Consider the following 16,614-nt stretch of genomic DNA (forward strand, 5'->3'; position numbering starts at 1 on the left):
TCTAAACATGGTTAACATATTTCCTACCTCCTTAAATTATTTTTATGATACAAGTAGGATAACATCAATGGAAATGCTTGTCAATAAAAAATACTAAAAATTTAATTTTTTTATAATATAATTAAAATAATGAATATTCCAAAATTAAATAGTTTATCATATAAAATTTGTCAGAAAGAAAAAAGTTTAAAACGTATTAATGGTATAGGAGGTGGAAATCATGGAAGATATTGAAATAGTGAGAGGAATTATGTGCGGTGACCCAGAGTCTATTAAAGAGTTAAATAATAGATATGGAAAAATACTATTTGGAGTTTTAAATAAGGTATTACATGAATCATATGAAAGAAATGAAATAGAGGAATGCTTTAATGACTTATTAATGACCATATGGAATAAGATAGTTTTCTATAGAGAAGATAAGGGAAGTTTACTAAACTTTCTTGTGGCAATTGCAAAATATAAAGCAATAGATTATAAAAGAAAGCTTGTTAAGCAGAATAGTCAGTTAGAGCTAAAAGAGGAATTTTTACTTGAGCAAGAGTATCAAGAAGATGGATTTAATTATGATAGTGATGAAGGATTTTATAACTTAATTAAAAACTTAAATGAAGAAGAAAAGCAAATATTTATAAAAAGATATTTATTTGAAGAGTCAATAGAAAAGATTGCAAAAGATATAGGGAAATCAAATGATTATATTTATCAAAAGTTATCAAGAGGAAGGAAAAAGATAAAATTAGAAATGGAGGTGCAACCATGTTAGAGGATAAGATAGTAAGTGAATTAAATGGAATGAGTTTTAATATAGATGAATTAAAAGAATATGAAGCTTGGGGAACAATAAGTGATGTAGAGTTAAATAAAATATCTTACGATCTTCAAACAAACTATTCTAGAGAAAAAGTTAAAGATATAGGACAATTTGTAAGTGAACTTTTACTCGAAGGTGAATATATAGAGAAGACAGTAAAAGCTACAGATCCTCCGATGTTAGAAGCAATGATGACATTTGGAGCAATTATGCCTATAGCATTTATAGGTGGTGGAGATATAAAATATAGCCACATAAATTTCTTCACCAATAGAAGAATTATTATTGTTGGTTATAATATTACATCCAATAGGTATATCACTTATATATATGACAAAGAAGAAATTGTAGCTATAAGAATGGATAAGAGTATACCCCTTTATAGAAAGGATAAGAAAAAAAGTAAATATGCAAGATGGGAGCTTATTAATTCTATAGTACCAATCATGACAACTTCTATGTTATTTCTTTATCCATATTATTTATTTAAAAATGCTATTGGATTTGATAATGAAATAGTAAATGGTATTGTAGCGTTAGTAGCTATATTTTTAGGATATCATATAGGTAGATATGTGAGACCAAGAGGGGAAAGTGAGGTTATAATTGAGATGAAAGATGGGAAAAAGTTTGATTTCTTTATTAGAAATTATAACTATAGAGAGATTAAGAATTACTTGAAGTATATGAATAAATAATTAATGTAAAACCCCGCTAGAAAAATATCTAGTGGGGTTAAATTATTAATCTTCACTTTTACCTACATCAGAAAGTACTAAGCCTTTATTATGATCTAATGCCCAAGAAATACCCCAGTCATTTTGGAATATCAATAGGTTTCTATCTTTTAAGTCCTTAACTTTCTTTGTATCTGATGTTAAATTTAATGAATCAATATCGATAGTAGTATTTTCAATCCATCTAACGTATCTATAAGAAAGTCTATCCATCTTAATATCAACGTTATACTCACTCTTAAGTCTATATTCTAATACTTCAAATTGAAGTACACCAACAACACCAACTATTATTTCTTCCATTCCTACATGGATCTCTTTAAATACTTGTATTGCACCTTCTTGAGCAATTTGAGTAACACCTTTAATAAATTGTTTTCTCTTCATAGTATCTACAGGTCTAACTCTTGCAAAGTGTTCTGGAGCAAAGGTTGGAATTCCTTCAAATTTAAACTTCTTACCACTACATAAGGTATCTCCAATAGAGAAAATACCTGGATCAAAAACTCCAATTATATCACCAGCATAAGCTTCTTCAATAATTTCTCTATCTTGAGCTAAGAATTGTTGAGGCTGAGATAATTTTATCTTCTTTCCACCTTGAATATGATGAACCTCAAGTCCTTTATCGAATTTACCAGAACAAATTCTCATAAAAGCAATTCTATCTCTATGAGATTTATTCATATTTGCTTGTATCTTAAATACAAAAGCTGAAAAATCCTTGTTAAATGGATCAATTTCTCCCATTGAAGAATTTCTAGGTAATGGAGATGTAGTAAGTTCTAAAAAGTGTTGTAAAAATATTTCTACACCAAAGTTTGTTAGTGCAGAACCAAAGAATACAGGTGATAATTCTCCAGCTATAACTTTTTCTAGATCAAATTCGTCTCCAGCAACATCTAATAACTCAATGTCTTCTTTAAGTTTATCATGAAGTGGTGCTCCTAAAAGGTCTCTAAATGCAGGGTCTTCAATGTTTCCTTCAAGCATTTCAACTTCTGTTTGACCGTGATTACCACCATTAAATACTGCAATAGCTTCTTTATCTCTTTCATAAACACCCTTAAAGTCCTTACCTGAACCTATAGGCCAGTTAAGTGGATATGATTTAATTCCAAGTTCATTTTCAATATCCTCTAATAATTGGAATGGATCTTGAGCTTCTCTGTCCATCTTATTTATGAAAGTAAATATTGGAATTCCTCTTAATGAACATACATGAAATAATTTTTTTGTTTGTTCCTCTACACCTTTAGCGGCATCAATTACCATTACAGCAGAATCTGCAGCCATAAGTGTTCTATATGTATCTTCAGAGAAGTCCTGGTGTCCAGGGGTATCTAATATATTTATACAGTAACCTTGGTAATTAAATTGCATAACTGAGGAAGTAACAGAGATTCCTCTTTGCTGTTCTATTTCCATCCAGTCAGAAACTGCATGCTTTGAAGCTTTTCTTGCTTTAACTGATCCAGCAAGTCTTATAGCTCCACCGTATAAAAGTAATTTTTCAGTTAGGGTAGTCTTACCAGCATCTGGGTGAGAAATGATAGCAAAGGTTCTTCTTTTCTCAATTTCTCTAATAAAATCTGCCACCTTGAGTTCCTCCTTAAGTGAATATATTAATCAAATAGAATTACTATCTTTAAAACAAACTACATTATATCAATTGAAGCGAGAAAATTCAACTAAAAATAGAGGAACAAAAGTATAGAGATTGAAGAAATAACAGTGAATTTGATTTTGAACGAAATTCAAATATATGTTTATTTTCATTTTTAGAAATTTGCACTGCTATAAATAGAAGTATTATTATATAAGTAATAATAAAATATAGACATTCATTATGTCGAATTAGATTTGGGGGAATGAATAAAGTGTATAAGTTAGTATCTATTGATATAGATGGTACATTACTTGGAAGTAATAGACTAGTATCAGAAAAAACAAAGGAAGCAATCAAAAGAGCTACAGAGCTAGGAGTGAAAATTGTTATAACATCAGGAAGACCAATTAATAGAGTTATTGATTTAGTCAAAGAACTTGGATTAGACAAAGATGAAGAATATGTTATAGCCAATAATGGGTCTACAGTGCATAATACTAAGGATTTATCTATTATATATGAAAGACACTTAAGAGGAAAGGATCTTAAAAGAGTATATAAAGTATTCAAAAGAGATGGACTAGCTTTTGAAGCTCATATGGATAGAGGTTCATTAGTAGAAAAAGATATTGTAAATGTATTACCAAACAACTGGAGATTGTCTTCATCAGATACAAAGATAATTGATTTGAATAAAGAGTTAGATGATGAAGAGAAAGTTATTAAGTTTTTAATCATATCAAAAGTTGATGTGCTAGAAGATATATATGAGGACATAAACAAAAAATTTAGTAATGAATATAGTATTGTCAGAAGTTTTGATCACTTATGTGAGTTTATGTATAAGGGATGTAACAAAGCAACAGGGTTAATGGAGCTTGGAAAACATTTAGGGATAAAACAAGATGAAATAATGTCCATTGGTGATGAACTTAATGACTTTGAGATGATAGAATATGCAGGACTGGGAGTAGCAATGGGAAATGCTAGAGATGAAATTAAAAATATTGCAAACTATATAACAAAGAGCAATGATGAAGATGGCGTAGCTTATGCACTAGAAAAGTTTATAATTAATGCAAAATAACTAAAGACATTTATTATAGGAGGGTTATTCATGTACAAACTTATTGCTATTGATATGGATGGAACTTTGTTAAAAGATGATAAGAGCATATCTGAGATAACAAAGAAGAGCTTAAAAAGAGCCCAAGAATTAGGGGTAAAGATAGTGCTTACTTCAGGAAGACCAATTCAAGGTATAAAAAATTATTTAGATGAATTAGAGCTTACAGGAGAAGAAGATTATGTTATTGGCTTAAATGGTGCTTTAATTTGTAAAACAAGTGATTATTCAGTTATAAGCAGTAATGCCACATTAACAGGAAAAGATCTAAAATATATTTACAATAAAGTAAAAGGCCTTAACACATATATACATGCATTTACTAATAATGGTGACTTAGTTAATAAAATAAGCAAGTTTTCTGATAATGAAGAGAAGAGATTAAATTTAAAGATTAATCAAGTAGATTTTATTAAAGATGTATTAGATAATGATGAAATACTTAAAGTGGTTTTAGAAGAAGAGAAGGATGTATTAGATAGAATTACACCAAAAGTTCCTAAGGAATTATTTGAAGAGTATAATGTTATTAGAAGCGTTGACTTTATGTTGGAATTTATGAATAGAGGGTGCAATAAGGCTTCGGGATTGGAGAAACTAGGTGAATATCTAGGAATTTCTAAAGAGGAAGTAATCGCAATTGGAGATGCAGATAATGATGTTGAAATGATTGAATATGCAGGACTAGGTGTTGCGATGGGAAATGCTAAGGAAGAAATTAAAAATATTGCAGATTTTATAACCAAGAGTAATGAAGAAGATGGAGTAGCATTTGTAATAGATAAATTCATAGTAAGTTCTGCTAAAGGAGAGAAGTAATTTGAAGGATGAAAGATGGAAGCATGGTGGAGATATATATACTAATGGTGTATTTAAGGGAAAAGACCTTGTAGATTTTAGTTCTAATATAAATCCGTTAGGTGTTTCTGATTTACTTAAAGATTCTATAGAGGAATTATTTAATGAGGTAGTAAGATATCCTGATTATCAGTATAGAGAATTAAAGGCAAGTATTAGTGAATACTTATTAAGGTATGAGAATGTTAATGTATCTAGTGAGGAAATGATTCTAGGTAATGGTGCATCAGAGATACTAGACTTATCTTTAAGTAAGATAAGAAAATTAGGAATAGTTGTGCCTTCTTTTGTAGAATATGAAGATTTTGCATTAAAGTATAATGCAGAAATTGAATATATAAATTTAACCGGTGACTTTCAGTATGATTATAGTGAAATATTAAGTTCTTTAAATAAGTTAGATGGAATAATCTTAGGAAATCCCAATAATCCAACTGGAAATATAATTGACAAAGAGAAATTTAAAGATATATTAGATTTTGCAGAAAAAGAGAATAAAAAAATTATAGTAGATGAGGCATTTGTAGAGTTCTCCAGGGAAGGCAGTTCATTAGTAGATAAAATAGCTAGTTATAAATGTTTAGTAATAATTAGAGCATTTACTAAGTTCTTTGGTATGCCGGGAGCTAGACTTGGATACGGAATAACTAGTGATAAGCAATTTATAGAAGAATTAAAGAAATATCAGCTTCCTTGGAATATAAATTCTTTTGCAGAAATAGCATTGGAAAAATCTTACAAAGACGAGAACTATATAAGTAAAAGTCGAGAGTGGATAGCTAATGAAATAGGTTATATGAAAAATGAATTTGCTAAGTTATCAATATTTAAAAAGGTTTATGACACAAATTGTAACTTCATTCTTTGTAAGCTAGACACAATGAAAACTAGTGAATTATATGAGATATTATTAAACAAAGGAATACTTATAAGAAATTGTTCGAATTTTAAAAAGCTTGATGATACTTATGTAAGGTTTGCAATAAAGTCTAGAAATTTAAATAAATTACTAATAGATAATTTGAAGAATTTATAGCGCATTTACAAAGAATAGTTAGTGTGATATTATTTATAAAACTGAATAGTATATCTTATGGTGCCTAGTAAAGATAGTATTTTCAAGATTAAGAGAAGTTATTTTACTGGTTAAAAGGGAATTGGGTTAAAAGCCCAGGCAGCCCCCGCTACTGTATTGAGGATGAAACCTATATAAACCACTGAGGGAACAAACCTTGGGAAGGATAGGGAGTAGGATGAATCAAAGCCAGAAGACCTGCCTAAGATGTGATAAGGTAAATTTTTCGGAGGGAGAAAGGAAACCATTAAGTGATTAGCATTATCAAAGATAAAAGGAATTACATAGATTTATTTTATATTGCTAAAATATTAGATTAATGTTTCCAGTGGATATTCCGCTGGCTTTTTTATTTATTAGATATTATTGGGGGGATCAAGATGCACAAGAATGCTATGATTGAAGCAAAGAAAAAGTTAGATAATTTAATTAAACCTATTGGAAGCCTTGGGGAATTAGAGAGTATAGCAATTAAATTTGCAGGAATAACAGGCAAGGTAGAAAATCAAATAAATAAAAAAGCAATTGTTATTTTTTCTAGTGATAATGGGGTATGTGAAGAAGGGGTAGCATCAGCACCTCAAAGTGTTACTGCTATGCAGACAATAAATTTTCTAAGAGGAATTACAGGCATAGGGGTTCTTGCTAGAGTTAATAATTGTGACCTTAAAGTTATAGATATTGGGATTAAGGAAGAAATTAATTATCCAGGTTTAATAATAAAAAAAATAAGAAAAGGTACATCTAACATAGCAAAGGGTGAAGCTATGACTCTTGAAGAAGCAAATGAGGCTATTAATATTGGGATAGAAATAGCTCATGGACTAAAAAAGCAAGGGTATGATATTGTCGGAACAGGGGAAATGGGAATAGGTAACACGACTAGCTCTTCTTCAGCACTTATTGCACTAACCAATTGTGATATTGACGAAGCCGTAGGAAGAGGAGCAGGACTTAAAGACGACCAACTAACCTTAAAAAAGCAGGTTATCAAGAAAATAATAGAAGTTAATTCACCAATTAAAGAAGATCCTATGGATGTATTACATAAAGTTGGAGGCTTTGATATAGCTGGAATGGTTGGATTGTATCTTGGAGCTAAAAAGTATGATTTACCAATAGTTATAGATGGGTATATTTCGGCAGTAGCAGCATTAATTGCATATAGAATAGATCCTGAAACAAAAAATTATATGTTCCCATCCCATATTTCAAAGGAACAGGGCTATAATATTGCAATGAATGAACTAGGATTAAATCCAATGTTAAATCTTTCAATGAGACTTGGAGAGGGATCAGGATGCCCACTAGCAATTAATATTATAGAAAACTCATTAAAAGTTATAAATGAAATGGGAACTTTTGAGGAAGGAAATGTAGATATAAAAGATTATAAAGACCTATGGAGGGAAGAAATATGATCTTAGTGACAGGTGGTGCCAGAAGTGGAAAGTCTTCTTTTGGAGAAGCGTTACTTAAGGACAAAGAAAAAGTATTATATATTGCAACATCAATACCCTTTGATGGCGAAATGAAGAAAAGAATACAAAAACATAGAAGTAGCAGAAATCCAAATTGGGATACATTAGAAGCTTATGAGGATATAGTTACAAAAATTAAAGATGTATATGATGGAATTATCTTAGATTGCATTACTGTTATGATTACAAATCTACTCTTTATGAATATGGAATCTTTTGAAGAGGAAGATCTAATTAAAGTTGATTATAGTAAAAAAGAAGAAGATATTTTAAAAGAAGTTTCTTTTATGATAGAAGAATTTAAAAATATTGAAGATAACTATGGGACAGAGATAGTCATTGTTACTAATGAAGTTGGAGCAGGGCTTGTTCCAGAACATAAGTTAGGAAGAGAATTTAGAGATATTGCAGGAAGAGTAAATCAATATATTGCAAAAGAAGCAGATAAGGTATTTTTAGTTATAAGCGGTATACCAGTTAAGATTAAGGGGGAATAACCTTGAAAAATTTCATATTGATACTTCAATTTATGACTAGAATACCTATAAATATTAATTTAAAAGTTGAAAGAGAAAACTTTCAAAAAGGCGTAGCTTTTTTTCCGTTAGTAGGACTTATTGTTGGTATTTTTGAAGCAGCTATATTTTATATAGGTAGTAGAGTATTCCCTTTTAATATTTCTATTTTTATAACCGTAATTTCTCATGTAGTTATTACTGGTGCTATTCATATAGATGGTTTAGGTGATACCATAGATGGAATTTTTTCAGGTAGAAGTAAAGAGAAAATACTTGAGATAATGAAAGACTCAAGAGTTGGAACCTTTGGAGCATTAGGAATAATATTTTTAATAGTAGGTAAGATTATTACACTCTCTTCAATAAACCATATAGAAGTATATAAGGGCATCATTTTAGCACCTATAATTTCAAGAACTTTGATTACTCTTCTAATGTATAAAAGAAAGTATGCTAGAGAAAAAGAAGGCATGGGGGATTTGTTTATTGGAGTATTAGAGAAAAAGAACTTTGTTATTGCATTATTGACTGGGATTACGTTGATTTCTATTATAGGAAGAATAAAAGGAGTGATTTTACTAATCATTTGCTTTTTCTTCACGATACTATTTAGAAATTACATAGAGAAAAGAATAGGCGGCGTAACAGGAGATATATTAGGTGCATCAGTAGAATTAAATGAGTTATTGGTATTTTTGATTTATAGTTGTTATTTATTTTAGGAGAAATAATGAAGATATTATTAGTTAGGCACGGTGAAACAGAGGGAAACTTCAAAGGTTTATATCAAGGGAAAAGTGAATATGTCTTAAATGAAGAAGGAAAGAGACAAGCAATTAAGTTAGGAGAATTACTTAAGGACTATAATATTTCAAAAGTATATTGTTCACCTCAAAAAAGATGTATAGAAACATTGGAATTAATGAATAAGAAGTTTAAAAATATAGTATTAAGTGAAGAACTTCGAGAAATTAATTTTGGAAAGTGGGAAGGCTTAAATTATAAAGAAATAGAAAGAATATTTCCTGGGGAATGGAAAAGTTTCATAGCAGATTATATCAGTTTCACTTTCCCAGAAGGAGATTCCTTTAAGGATTTTTATTATAGATGTAATAGTTTTCTAGATAAACTCAGAAATGATCAAGATAATGAGGTTATATTAATTGTCACTCACGGAGGGGTAATAAGAGCTTTATTTAGTAGCATTTTGTCTTTAGGATTAAAAGGATTTTATAGAGTAAATCCTATACAGGGAGCTTATAGTGAAATAAATATTTTTGGTGGTGGAGTAGAGATAAAGTATGTTAATAAGGACAATTAGGGGAGGGGATAACTGTGGAAAAAGCAAAAAGTATAATGTTACAAGGAACAGCATCGACAGTGGGAAAAAGTATTTTGTGTACTGCGTTATGTAGAATATTTACAGAAGATAATTATGATGTTTTCCCTTTCAAGTCGCAAAACATGTCTTTAAATTCTGGAGTTACACCTGATGGACATGAGATGGGAAGAGCACAAATAATGCAAGCTGAAGCATGTTATAAGGTTCCAAGTTCCAAAATGAATCCTATTTTGCTAAAGCCTACTTCAGACAGAAAATCTCAAGTGGTTTTATTAGGTGAGGTTTGGAATAACTTAGATGCTGTTGATTACTTTAAAAAGAAAAAGGAATTAAAAGAAAAAATTCAGAATGTTTATGGAGATATTAGCTCTAGACATGAAGTCATAGTTATTGAAGGGGCGGGCAGCCCAGCAGAAATAAATCTTTCGGATGAATTTGTAAATATGGGTATGGCAAAAATTGCAGAAAGCCCAGTTTTATTAGTAGGAGATATAGATAAGGGGGGGGTTTTTGCATCCTTATATGGGACTATTATGTTATTACCTGAAGAAGAGAGAAAATTAATTAAAGGAATTATAATAAATAAGTTTAGGGGGAGTATAGAACTTTTAGAACCTGGACTTAAGCAGATAGAGGAACTTACAGGAGTACCAGTTGTAGGAGTAATTCCACATTTTAAGCTAGACTTGGAAGATGAAGATAGTGTCACAGACTTTAGTAAGTTTAATAGGGATGGGGAATTGAAAATTGGGGTAATAAAAGTACCATATATGTCTAATTTCACGGACTTTAATTCATTAGCTTTAAATGTTGGGGTTAGGGTTGAATTTGTTGAACTAAATCAGGAGATAGATAAATATCATTTAATAATACTACCTGGAAGCAAAAGCACCATTGGCGATTTAAAGGCACTTAAGGAAAGTGGTATGTATGACAAGATAATTAAAGAGAGAGAGAAAGGGAAGTTCATCTTTGGTATATGTGGTGGATATCAAATGTTAGGAAGAGAAGTCAGTGATGTTTCAGGTGTAGAAAGCAATTTATCGAAGGAAACGGGACTAGGATTACTTCCAATATACACAGAATTTCAGAAAGACAAGAATACTGTGCTTTCAGAAGGATACGAAAACCTATCAGGAAATAAGGTCAAAGGATATGAGATTCATATGGGAAAAACTTATATAACTGAAACATCTGGTATTAAAAACTTCATAAAATTGACATCAACTGATGGCGAAGATGGAGTTTTATCACAAGATGAGAAGGTTATAGGAACCTATTTTCATGGTATTTTTGATAATGGAGAATTTACACTACAATTATTAAATAAAGTTAGAAGAACATTTAATATAGAACTTCAAAATAAAGTATTTAATTATTATGATTATAAGAATAGTCAATATGCTGAACTAGCATCAATAGTTAGGAAGTCTTTAGATATGGAGAAGATATATAAGATTTTAAATGAGGGGGTATAATTATGGATTTGTTCTTAAGTTTTTTACTAGATACGGCAATAGGAGATCCATACAGCTTTCCTCATCCAGTAAAATTTATTGGAAAATATATAAAAACTTTTGAAAAGTTTGCACGGAGTAAAAATCCTGGTAATAAGAAGTTAAGATATTTTTGGGGACCATTGTTATGCATTTCAACAATTTTAATTGTGTTTTTGGTCACATATGGAATTTTAAAATTAGCTTATAATGTAAACATATATTTATTTCACATAATTAACATTTTAATTTTGTGGACTACAATTGCCCCCAAGTGTTTAAGTGATGAAGGCTATAAGGTATATAAGCCATTGAAAGAAGAAGATATAAGTAAAGCAAGAGAAAGAATATCTTATTTGGTTTCTAGAGATACCAAAGGATTGGATAAGGAAGGAATATGCAAAGCTACAGTTGAGACAATACTTGAAAATACGTCAGATGGAGTAATTGCTCCATTATTTTTTGCAATTATAGGGGGGGCTCCCTTAGCTATGGCATATAAGGCAGTAAATACACTGGATTCCATGGTTGGTTATAAAAATGAAAAGTATATGGACTTAGGATTTTTTTCAGCTAAAGTAGATGATTTGTTTAACTTGATACCAGCAAGAATAAGTGGAATTTTAATTATTATTTCATCTTTCTTTCTTAGATATGATACTAAAGGGGCATTTCATATTTTTATTAGAGATAGAAAAAATCATAAAAGTCCTAACTCTGCTCATCCAGAAGCAGCAGGAGCAGGTGCATTAGGAGTAAGACTAGGTGGGCCTACAAGTTATTTTGGAAAAGTATTAGAAAAACCATATATAGGAGATAAGAAAAAAGAACTAGAAGCATATGACATAATTAAATCAATTAAACTTCTTTACGCATCAACCATATTAATTATGGTCATATATATCTTACTTATGATAAAATTGAATAATTTAATTTAGGAGGAAATTTAATGAGAATAAATAAGAAAGTAATAACAGCAATCATAACTTTAATATCAATTTTTGTATTAGTGTCATGTTCAAGTAATAACGTAGAAAAGAAAGATACAGCTATAAAGATAACTGATTCATATAACAGAGAAATAACTTTAGATAAAGCTCCTCAAAGAGTTATATCAGTATCTCCAGGGGCGACAGAAACAATATTTGCCCTTGGGGATGAAAAAGTACTAGTGGGTAGATCAAATTATTGTGATTATCCAGAAAAGGCTAAAGAGATTGAATCTGTTGGAGAAATTACTGAACCAAACATAGAAAAAATAACAGAATTAAAGCCAGATTTAGTAATAGCAGGAGCTCATTTTAGTAAGGAATTAGTAAATAAGCTTGAAGCATTAGGAATTAATGTAGCGGTACTATATGGAGAAGATTCTTTTGATGGAGCTTATAAGAATATAGAAGACATTTCAAAGATATTAGGTAAAGAGAAAAAAGGGCAAGATATAATAGATGGAATGAAGAAAAAAGTTGCTGATGTAGAAAAGAAGATTAATGGATTACCGCATCCAAGTGTTTATTATGTTGTAGGATTTGGAAAATCGGATTTTACTGCAGGAGGTAATACTTTTATAGGTCAAATCATAGAAAAAGCTGGTGGGGATAATATAGCAAAAGATGTAGATGGATGGAATTATTCAAAAGAAAAACTTATGGAGAAAAATCCACAAGTTGTAGTTTTGTCAGATAAATATAATTCTAAAGAAGGTTTTACAACTGGTGAAGGATATAAGGAATTAAATGCAGTTAAAGAAGGAAACGTATATGAGATAGATGATAATATGTTATCTAGACAGGGACCAAGACAGGCAGATGGATTAGAAGCATTGGCTAAAATACTTCACCCAGAAGCTTTTAAATAATAGGAGAAAAAAGTGAAGCATAGAAAGTTGTTTTTTATAGTTTTAATTTTATTAGTTATATTAGAATTATATTCTCTTACATTGGGAGCAGCAGATATTTCATTTAATAAGGTACTAGCAATTATTAAAGATACTATACTAGGTAAATATAACGGAGATATAATCTCAAAAATTATAGTGAATATTAGGGGACCAAGAATACTTATGGCAATGCTAACAGGAATAGGTTTGGCTGTTAGCGGAGCCACTTTTCAAGGGATATTTAAAAACTCTATGGGGGATCCCTATGTTTTAGGAGTATCATCAGGTGCAGCTTTAGGGGCAGCTGTTGGATTAGTGTTTAATCTAGAGAGTAGTAATTATATATACATAACACTTCTGGCATTTATAGGAGCTATAACTACAATATTGCTTGTGTATAACATAGCTAAAGTAGGCGGAAGAATACCTACAGAAACGCTATTGTTATCAGGAATAGCTGTAAATTTCTTATTTAGTTCCTTAATCTCACTTATGATGATTCTTAAGAAGGAGGCAATGGATAAAATAATATTTTGGACCTTGGGTAGTTTTAATAGTTCAAGTTATTCACAAGTATTAATGGTTCTGCCAATAGTACTCATTGGGGGATTTTTAATATATTCAAAATATAAAGATATTAATATACTATCACTTGGTGAAGAAAGTGCTTATAGTCTAGGTGTCCAGGGAGAAAATATTAAGAAGTTTCTAGTAATATTATCATCATTAATCGTGGCAACTTTAGTTTCTTTTAGTGGAATAATTGGATTCGTAGGTTTGGTAATTCCACATATAGTTAGAATTATAGTAGGAAGTAATAATAGAGAAGTTATACCATTTTCTGCGTTGTTTGGTGGAATTTTTTTAGTCGTTTGTGATACAATATCAAGAACTATAATCCCTCCAACAGAACTTCCTGTAGGAGCCATAACAGCTCTAATAGGAGCACCGTACTTTATGTATTTATTAGTACAAAAGAAAAGAGGTTAGCAATGAATTTTTTGAATGTTAAAGATTTAAGTTATAAGTCTAGGAATAATTTAATATTAAAAAACTTATCAGTAGAATTTTCATATGGAGGATTCTACTCAATAATAGGACCAAATGGAAGTGGAAAGACTACATTTATAAAGCATTTAATTAGAGCGCTCAGAGCACAAGAGGGAGAAATATTACTTGAAGGTGAAAATATCAATAAATACAAGGCAAAAGAGTTTGCAGGAAAAATAAGCTATGTACCACAAATAGCTTCATTTGATATGGAATTTAGTTGTTATGATACTGTGATGATGGGAAGAAGTTACTTGCAGAAAGGTTTTTCTAGTGAAAGTTTAGAAGATATCAATAAAGTTAACGAAGCTATGAAGATTGCAGGTATATTTGATTTAAAAGATAGAAGTATAAGAGAAATAAGTGGGGGTGAGAGAAGTAGAGTTTTTTTAGCAAGGGCACTATGCCAGGATGCTAAGTGCATTATATTAGATGAACCACTTGCGCACCTTGATATAAAGCATCAGTTATCTGTAATGGGACTACTAAGAGAAATAAATAAAAAAGAAAATAAAATAATAATTGTTGTAAATCATGATATAAATCTTGCTTTAAAATTTTCCAAGAAACTGATAGTTTTTCATGGTGGAAAGATAGAGGGAGAGTATGCTCCAGAGGAATTTTTAGATACAAAGTTATTGAATAAGGTGTATGGATTAAATTTAAAAGAAGAAAATTTAAATAGAAATGAGCTTTTAGTAAACTTCTATTAAAAATACTTATATTGGGTAACTAAGTTGTAAAAAGTTAGGAGAAAATGTATAATATAATTAAAAAAGTATATGAATTTGTTAGAAAGCAGCTGATTGCATAACTATTATTCTGTTACAGCGATAGCTATTTTCTAATTAATCTCATATAAATAACTATGGTTATGGAGGGAAAGTTTTGAAAGAATACAAATCAATAAGGATTATAGTTTTCTTGTTAGCGTTTGCTCTTATTTCTACTGGAATAAGGCTAGATGCAAAAGCTTTATCAATTAGCGGCAAAGTGAGGTATAGCGGCTCAACAAGAATAGAGACAGGTGTAGCTGTAAGTAAAGCAGGTTGGAGTACTTCTGATAATGTAGTTTTAGCCTATGCTTATGATTTTCCTGATGCATTAGCAGGTGTTTCACTTGCGTATAAATTAAATTGTCCTATATTATTAACAGAGACTAAGTCAATACCAAAAGCAACAAGTGATGAAATAAATAGGCTAAAAGCAAAAAATATATATATTCTAGGGAGTGCTGGGGTTATATCTAAAAAAATTGAAGATAGTTTAGTGTCTTCTGGGAAGAAAGTAACAAGACTTGGTGGTACTGATAGATTTAAAACATCAATCGAAATAGCTAAAAATGTACAAGGGGGTAATTCAAGTCACACTGCAGTTATAGCAACTGCATATGATTTTCCAGATGCACTTGCAATAGCTCCATATGCAGCTATGAATAACATTCCTATTCTATTTACAGATCCAAAGACATTTACAGAGGATACTAAGAATTGGATAAAAAGTAATGGTATAAAAAATGTTATTATTCCAGGTAGTTCTGCAGTTGTATCATCAAGCACTGAAAGTACATTAAAGAGCATGGGGATAAATGTTCGAAGAATTGCAGGAAGTAATAGATTCTTGACAACCCTAAATGTTGTTAAAGCATTCCAATCAAGTTTTACAAATGATGTAATATTTGCAACTGGTGATGATTTTCCTGATGCGTTAACTGGTGGAGTATTAGCTGCTAAAACTAAAAGACCTATTTTATTAGTAAGAAAAACAGAAATTGAAAAAGATGTACAAGATTATTTGGATGCAAAGCCTAGTTTCAATTTGACTATATTAGGATCAACTGGTATTATACCTGATAATATAAAGTCATTATTTAGAAAGGTTGTTGTTGTAGATCCAGGTCACGGCTATGGTGCTGATTATGGAGCTGTAGGAAAATTTGGAACAACTACATATGAAGAAACAGTTTTAGATATGCAGGTAGCAGTAAAGGTAGCTCAAAGCTTGGAAGATCAAGGTTACAAAGCTGTATTAACTAGACAAGCCTGGGAAAAACCTGTATATAAGACTTTAGATGAATCGATGCAAACTAGACTTAATGTTGCTAAAAATGCGGAAGCTAGTTTATTTATAAGTATTCATCATGATGCTGGTACATCTACTAGTACAGGAATAAGTACTCATTATAGCAGCTATAAGCCTAATATTGATACAAAAGATGTAGTTTCAGGTATTGATCCTGGTGGATGGCCTTATGATAATTTGAAGATTGACACTTCGCCAAGTAAACAAGCTATTTTAGGAAAAGATGTTGCAAATAAAATTGTTAACAAATTAGCTAGTAACATGGGGTATAAGAATTTATATGCACATGATCATGGGTTGTATGTAACTAAATATACAACTATGGGGGCAGTATTGGTAGAATGTGGATTTATATCTAATCCAAGTGAAGCTAAAAGATCAGCCGATCCTAAAAATCAAGATCTTATAGGACAAAATATTGCACAAGCAGTAAAAGAAGTGTTAAATTAATAAATATAAGGAGAAGATCAACATATTATAATTAATGTAAATTATAATTATGAAGTATCTCCTCCTTTTAATTTAAAGATAAAATATTGATATTTGG

16 protein-coding genes and 1 riboswitch are annotated in these 16,614 nt (G+C 30.4%); of the genes, 15 read left to right on the top strand and 1 reads right to left on the bottom strand.

Features of this window, described 5'->3' with window-relative positions; translation table 11 throughout:
• The first annotated feature begins 220 nt into the window (after positions 1 to 220).
• Both JK634_RS00200 and JK634_RS00205 read left to right on the top strand, forming a co-directional pair.
• Positions 221 to 766: a sigma-70 family RNA polymerase sigma factor gene (locus tag JK634_RS00200; protein WP_202765619.1), complete on the top strand. Its 546-nt coding sequence runs from the start codon at positions 221 to 223 to the stop codon at positions 764 to 766.
• On the top strand, positions 760 to 1,512 hold the full coding sequence (locus JK634_RS00205) for a hypothetical protein (protein ID WP_202765620.1): 753 nt from the start codon (positions 760 to 762) through the stop codon (positions 1,510 to 1,512). Before JK634_RS00200 ends, JK634_RS00205 begins: the two co-directional genes overlap by 7 nt.
• A 45-nt stretch (positions 1,513 to 1,557) precedes the next feature.
• Here JK634_RS00205 and JK634_RS00210 read toward each other — a convergent pair whose 3' ends face one another.
• On the bottom strand, positions 1,558 to 3,150 hold the full coding sequence (locus JK634_RS00210; protein ID WP_202765621.1) for a peptide chain release factor 3: 1,593 nt from the start codon (positions 3,148 to 3,150) through the stop codon (positions 1,558 to 1,560).
• Positions 3,151 to 3,431: 281 nt separating this feature from the next.
• On the opposite strand from JK634_RS00210, the gene JK634_RS00215 reads away from it, so the two are divergent.
• From JK634_RS00215 to JK634_RS00275, 13 genes are all read left to right on the top strand, one after another.
• The gene (locus JK634_RS00215; protein WP_202765622.1) at positions 3,432 to 4,247 is read left to right on the top strand and encodes a Cof-type HAD-IIB family hydrolase; all 816 of its coding nucleotides are present in this window, start codon (positions 3,432 to 3,434) and stop codon (positions 4,245 to 4,247) included.
• A gap of 30 nt (positions 4,248 to 4,277) precedes the next feature.
• Complete coding sequence (locus JK634_RS00220; RefSeq protein WP_202765623.1) at positions 4,278 to 5,105, top strand: Cof-type HAD-IIB family hydrolase; 828 nt, start codon at positions 4,278 to 4,280, stop codon at positions 5,103 to 5,105.
• A gap of 1 nt (position 5,106) precedes the next feature.
• Positions 5,107 to 6,180, top strand: a complete 1,074-nt coding sequence (locus tag JK634_RS00225) for a pyridoxal phosphate-dependent aminotransferase (RefSeq protein ID WP_202765624.1) — start codon at positions 5,107 to 5,109, stop codon at positions 6,178 to 6,180.
• A gap of 41 nt (positions 6,181 to 6,221) precedes the next feature.
• A riboswitch (cobalamin riboswitch) is annotated at positions 6,222 to 6,438 on the top strand.
• A 161-nt stretch (positions 6,439 to 6,599) separates the two neighbouring features.
• Complete coding sequence (gene cobT, locus JK634_RS00230; RefSeq protein ID WP_202765625.1) at positions 6,600 to 7,640, top strand: nicotinate-nucleotide--dimethylbenzimidazole phosphoribosyltransferase; 1,041 nt, start codon at positions 6,600 to 6,602, stop codon at positions 7,638 to 7,640.
• On the top strand, positions 7,637 to 8,197 hold the full coding sequence (gene cobU, locus JK634_RS00235) for a bifunctional adenosylcobinamide kinase/adenosylcobinamide-phosphate guanylyltransferase (protein ID WP_243425527.1): 561 nt from the start codon (positions 7,637 to 7,639) through the stop codon (positions 8,195 to 8,197). The genes cobT and cobU overlap by 4 nt, the downstream gene beginning before the upstream one ends.
• A 2-nt stretch (positions 8,198 to 8,199) precedes the next feature.
• A complete protein-coding gene (gene cobS, locus JK634_RS00240; RefSeq protein ID WP_202765627.1) occupies positions 8,200 to 8,940 on the top strand; it encodes an adenosylcobinamide-GDP ribazoletransferase in 741 nt (246 codons plus the stop codon).
• Positions 8,941 to 8,948: 8 nt separating this feature from the next.
• Positions 8,949 to 9,539 (top strand): alpha-ribazole phosphatase, encoded by a 591-nt coding sequence (cobC, locus tag JK634_RS00245; RefSeq protein WP_202765628.1) that lies wholly within the window; start codon positions 8,949 to 8,951, stop codon positions 9,537 to 9,539.
• Between the two features lie 35 nt (positions 9,540 to 9,574).
• Positions 9,575 to 11,038 carry a cobyric acid synthase gene (locus JK634_RS00250; protein WP_202765649.1) on the top strand — a complete coding sequence of 488 codons (1,464 nt, stop codon included), beginning with the start codon at positions 9,575 to 9,577 and terminating at the stop codon, positions 11,036 to 11,038.
• A gap of 2 nt (positions 11,039 to 11,040) precedes the next feature.
• Entirely contained in the window at positions 11,041 to 11,994 is a 954-nt protein-coding gene (gene cbiB / locus JK634_RS00255) for an adenosylcobinamide-phosphate synthase CbiB (protein ID WP_202765629.1), read from the top strand.
• Positions 11,995 to 12,005: 11 nt separating this feature from the next.
• Positions 12,006 to 12,914, top strand: a complete 909-nt coding sequence (locus JK634_RS00260; protein ID WP_202765630.1) for an ABC transporter substrate-binding protein — start codon at positions 12,006 to 12,008, stop codon at positions 12,912 to 12,914.
• A 12-nt stretch (positions 12,915 to 12,926) separates the two neighbouring features.
• On the top strand, positions 12,927 to 13,925 hold the full coding sequence (locus JK634_RS00265) for an iron chelate uptake ABC transporter family permease subunit (RefSeq protein WP_202765631.1): 999 nt from the start codon (positions 12,927 to 12,929) through the stop codon (positions 13,923 to 13,925).
• 2 nt (positions 13,926 to 13,927) lie between these two features.
• Positions 13,928 to 14,698 carry an ABC transporter ATP-binding protein gene (locus tag JK634_RS00270; RefSeq protein ID WP_202765632.1) on the top strand — a complete coding sequence of 257 codons (771 nt, stop codon included), beginning with the start codon at positions 13,928 to 13,930 and terminating at the stop codon, positions 14,696 to 14,698.
• Positions 14,699 to 14,873: 175 nt separating this feature from the next.
• Positions 14,874 to 16,517 carry an N-acetylmuramoyl-L-alanine amidase gene (locus JK634_RS00275; RefSeq protein WP_202765633.1) on the top strand — a complete coding sequence of 548 codons (1,644 nt, stop codon included), beginning with the start codon at positions 14,874 to 14,876 and terminating at the stop codon, positions 16,515 to 16,517.
• The last annotated feature ends 97 nt before the right edge of the window (positions 16,518 to 16,614 follow it).

Origin of the sequence: Clostridium paridis (genome assembly GCF_016765615.1) — a bacterium.
Taxonomy (GTDB): domain Bacteria; phylum Bacillota; class Clostridia; order Clostridiales; family Clostridiaceae; genus Clostridium_T; species Clostridium_T paridis.

Bases quoted from the DNA above. Each gene is read 5' to 3' on its own strand.
- JK634_RS00200 (WP_202765619.1), top strand. From the start codon at position 221: ATGGAAGATATTGAAATAGTGAGAGGAATTATGTGCGGTGACCCAGAG.
- JK634_RS00205 (WP_202765620.1), top strand. From the start codon at position 760: ATGTTAGAGGATAAGATAGTAAGTGAATTAAATGGAATGAGTTTTAAT.
- JK634_RS00220 (WP_202765623.1), top strand. From the start codon at position 4,278: ATGTACAAACTTATTGCTATTGATATGGATGGAACTTTGTTAAAAGAT.
- cobT (WP_202765625.1), top strand. From the start codon at position 6,600: ATGCACAAGAATGCTATGATTGAAGCAAAGAAAAAGTTAGATAATTTA.
- cobU (WP_243425527.1), top strand. From the start codon at position 7,637: ATGATCTTAGTGACAGGTGGTGCCAGAAGTGGAAAGTCTTCTTTTGGA.
- cobC (WP_202765628.1), top strand. From the start codon at position 8,949: ATGAAGATATTATTAGTTAGGCACGGTGAAACAGAGGGAAACTTCAAA.
- JK634_RS00250 (WP_202765649.1), top strand. From the start codon at position 9,575: ATGTTACAAGGAACAGCATCGACAGTGGGAAAAAGTATTTTGTGTACT.
- cbiB (WP_202765629.1), top strand. From the start codon at position 11,041: ATGGATTTGTTCTTAAGTTTTTTACTAGATACGGCAATAGGAGATCCA.
- JK634_RS00260 (WP_202765630.1), top strand. From the start codon at position 12,006: ATGAGAATAAATAAGAAAGTAATAACAGCAATCATAACTTTAATATCA.
- JK634_RS00270 (WP_202765632.1), top strand. From the start codon at position 13,928: ATGAATTTTTTGAATGTTAAAGATTTAAGTTATAAGTCTAGGAATAAT.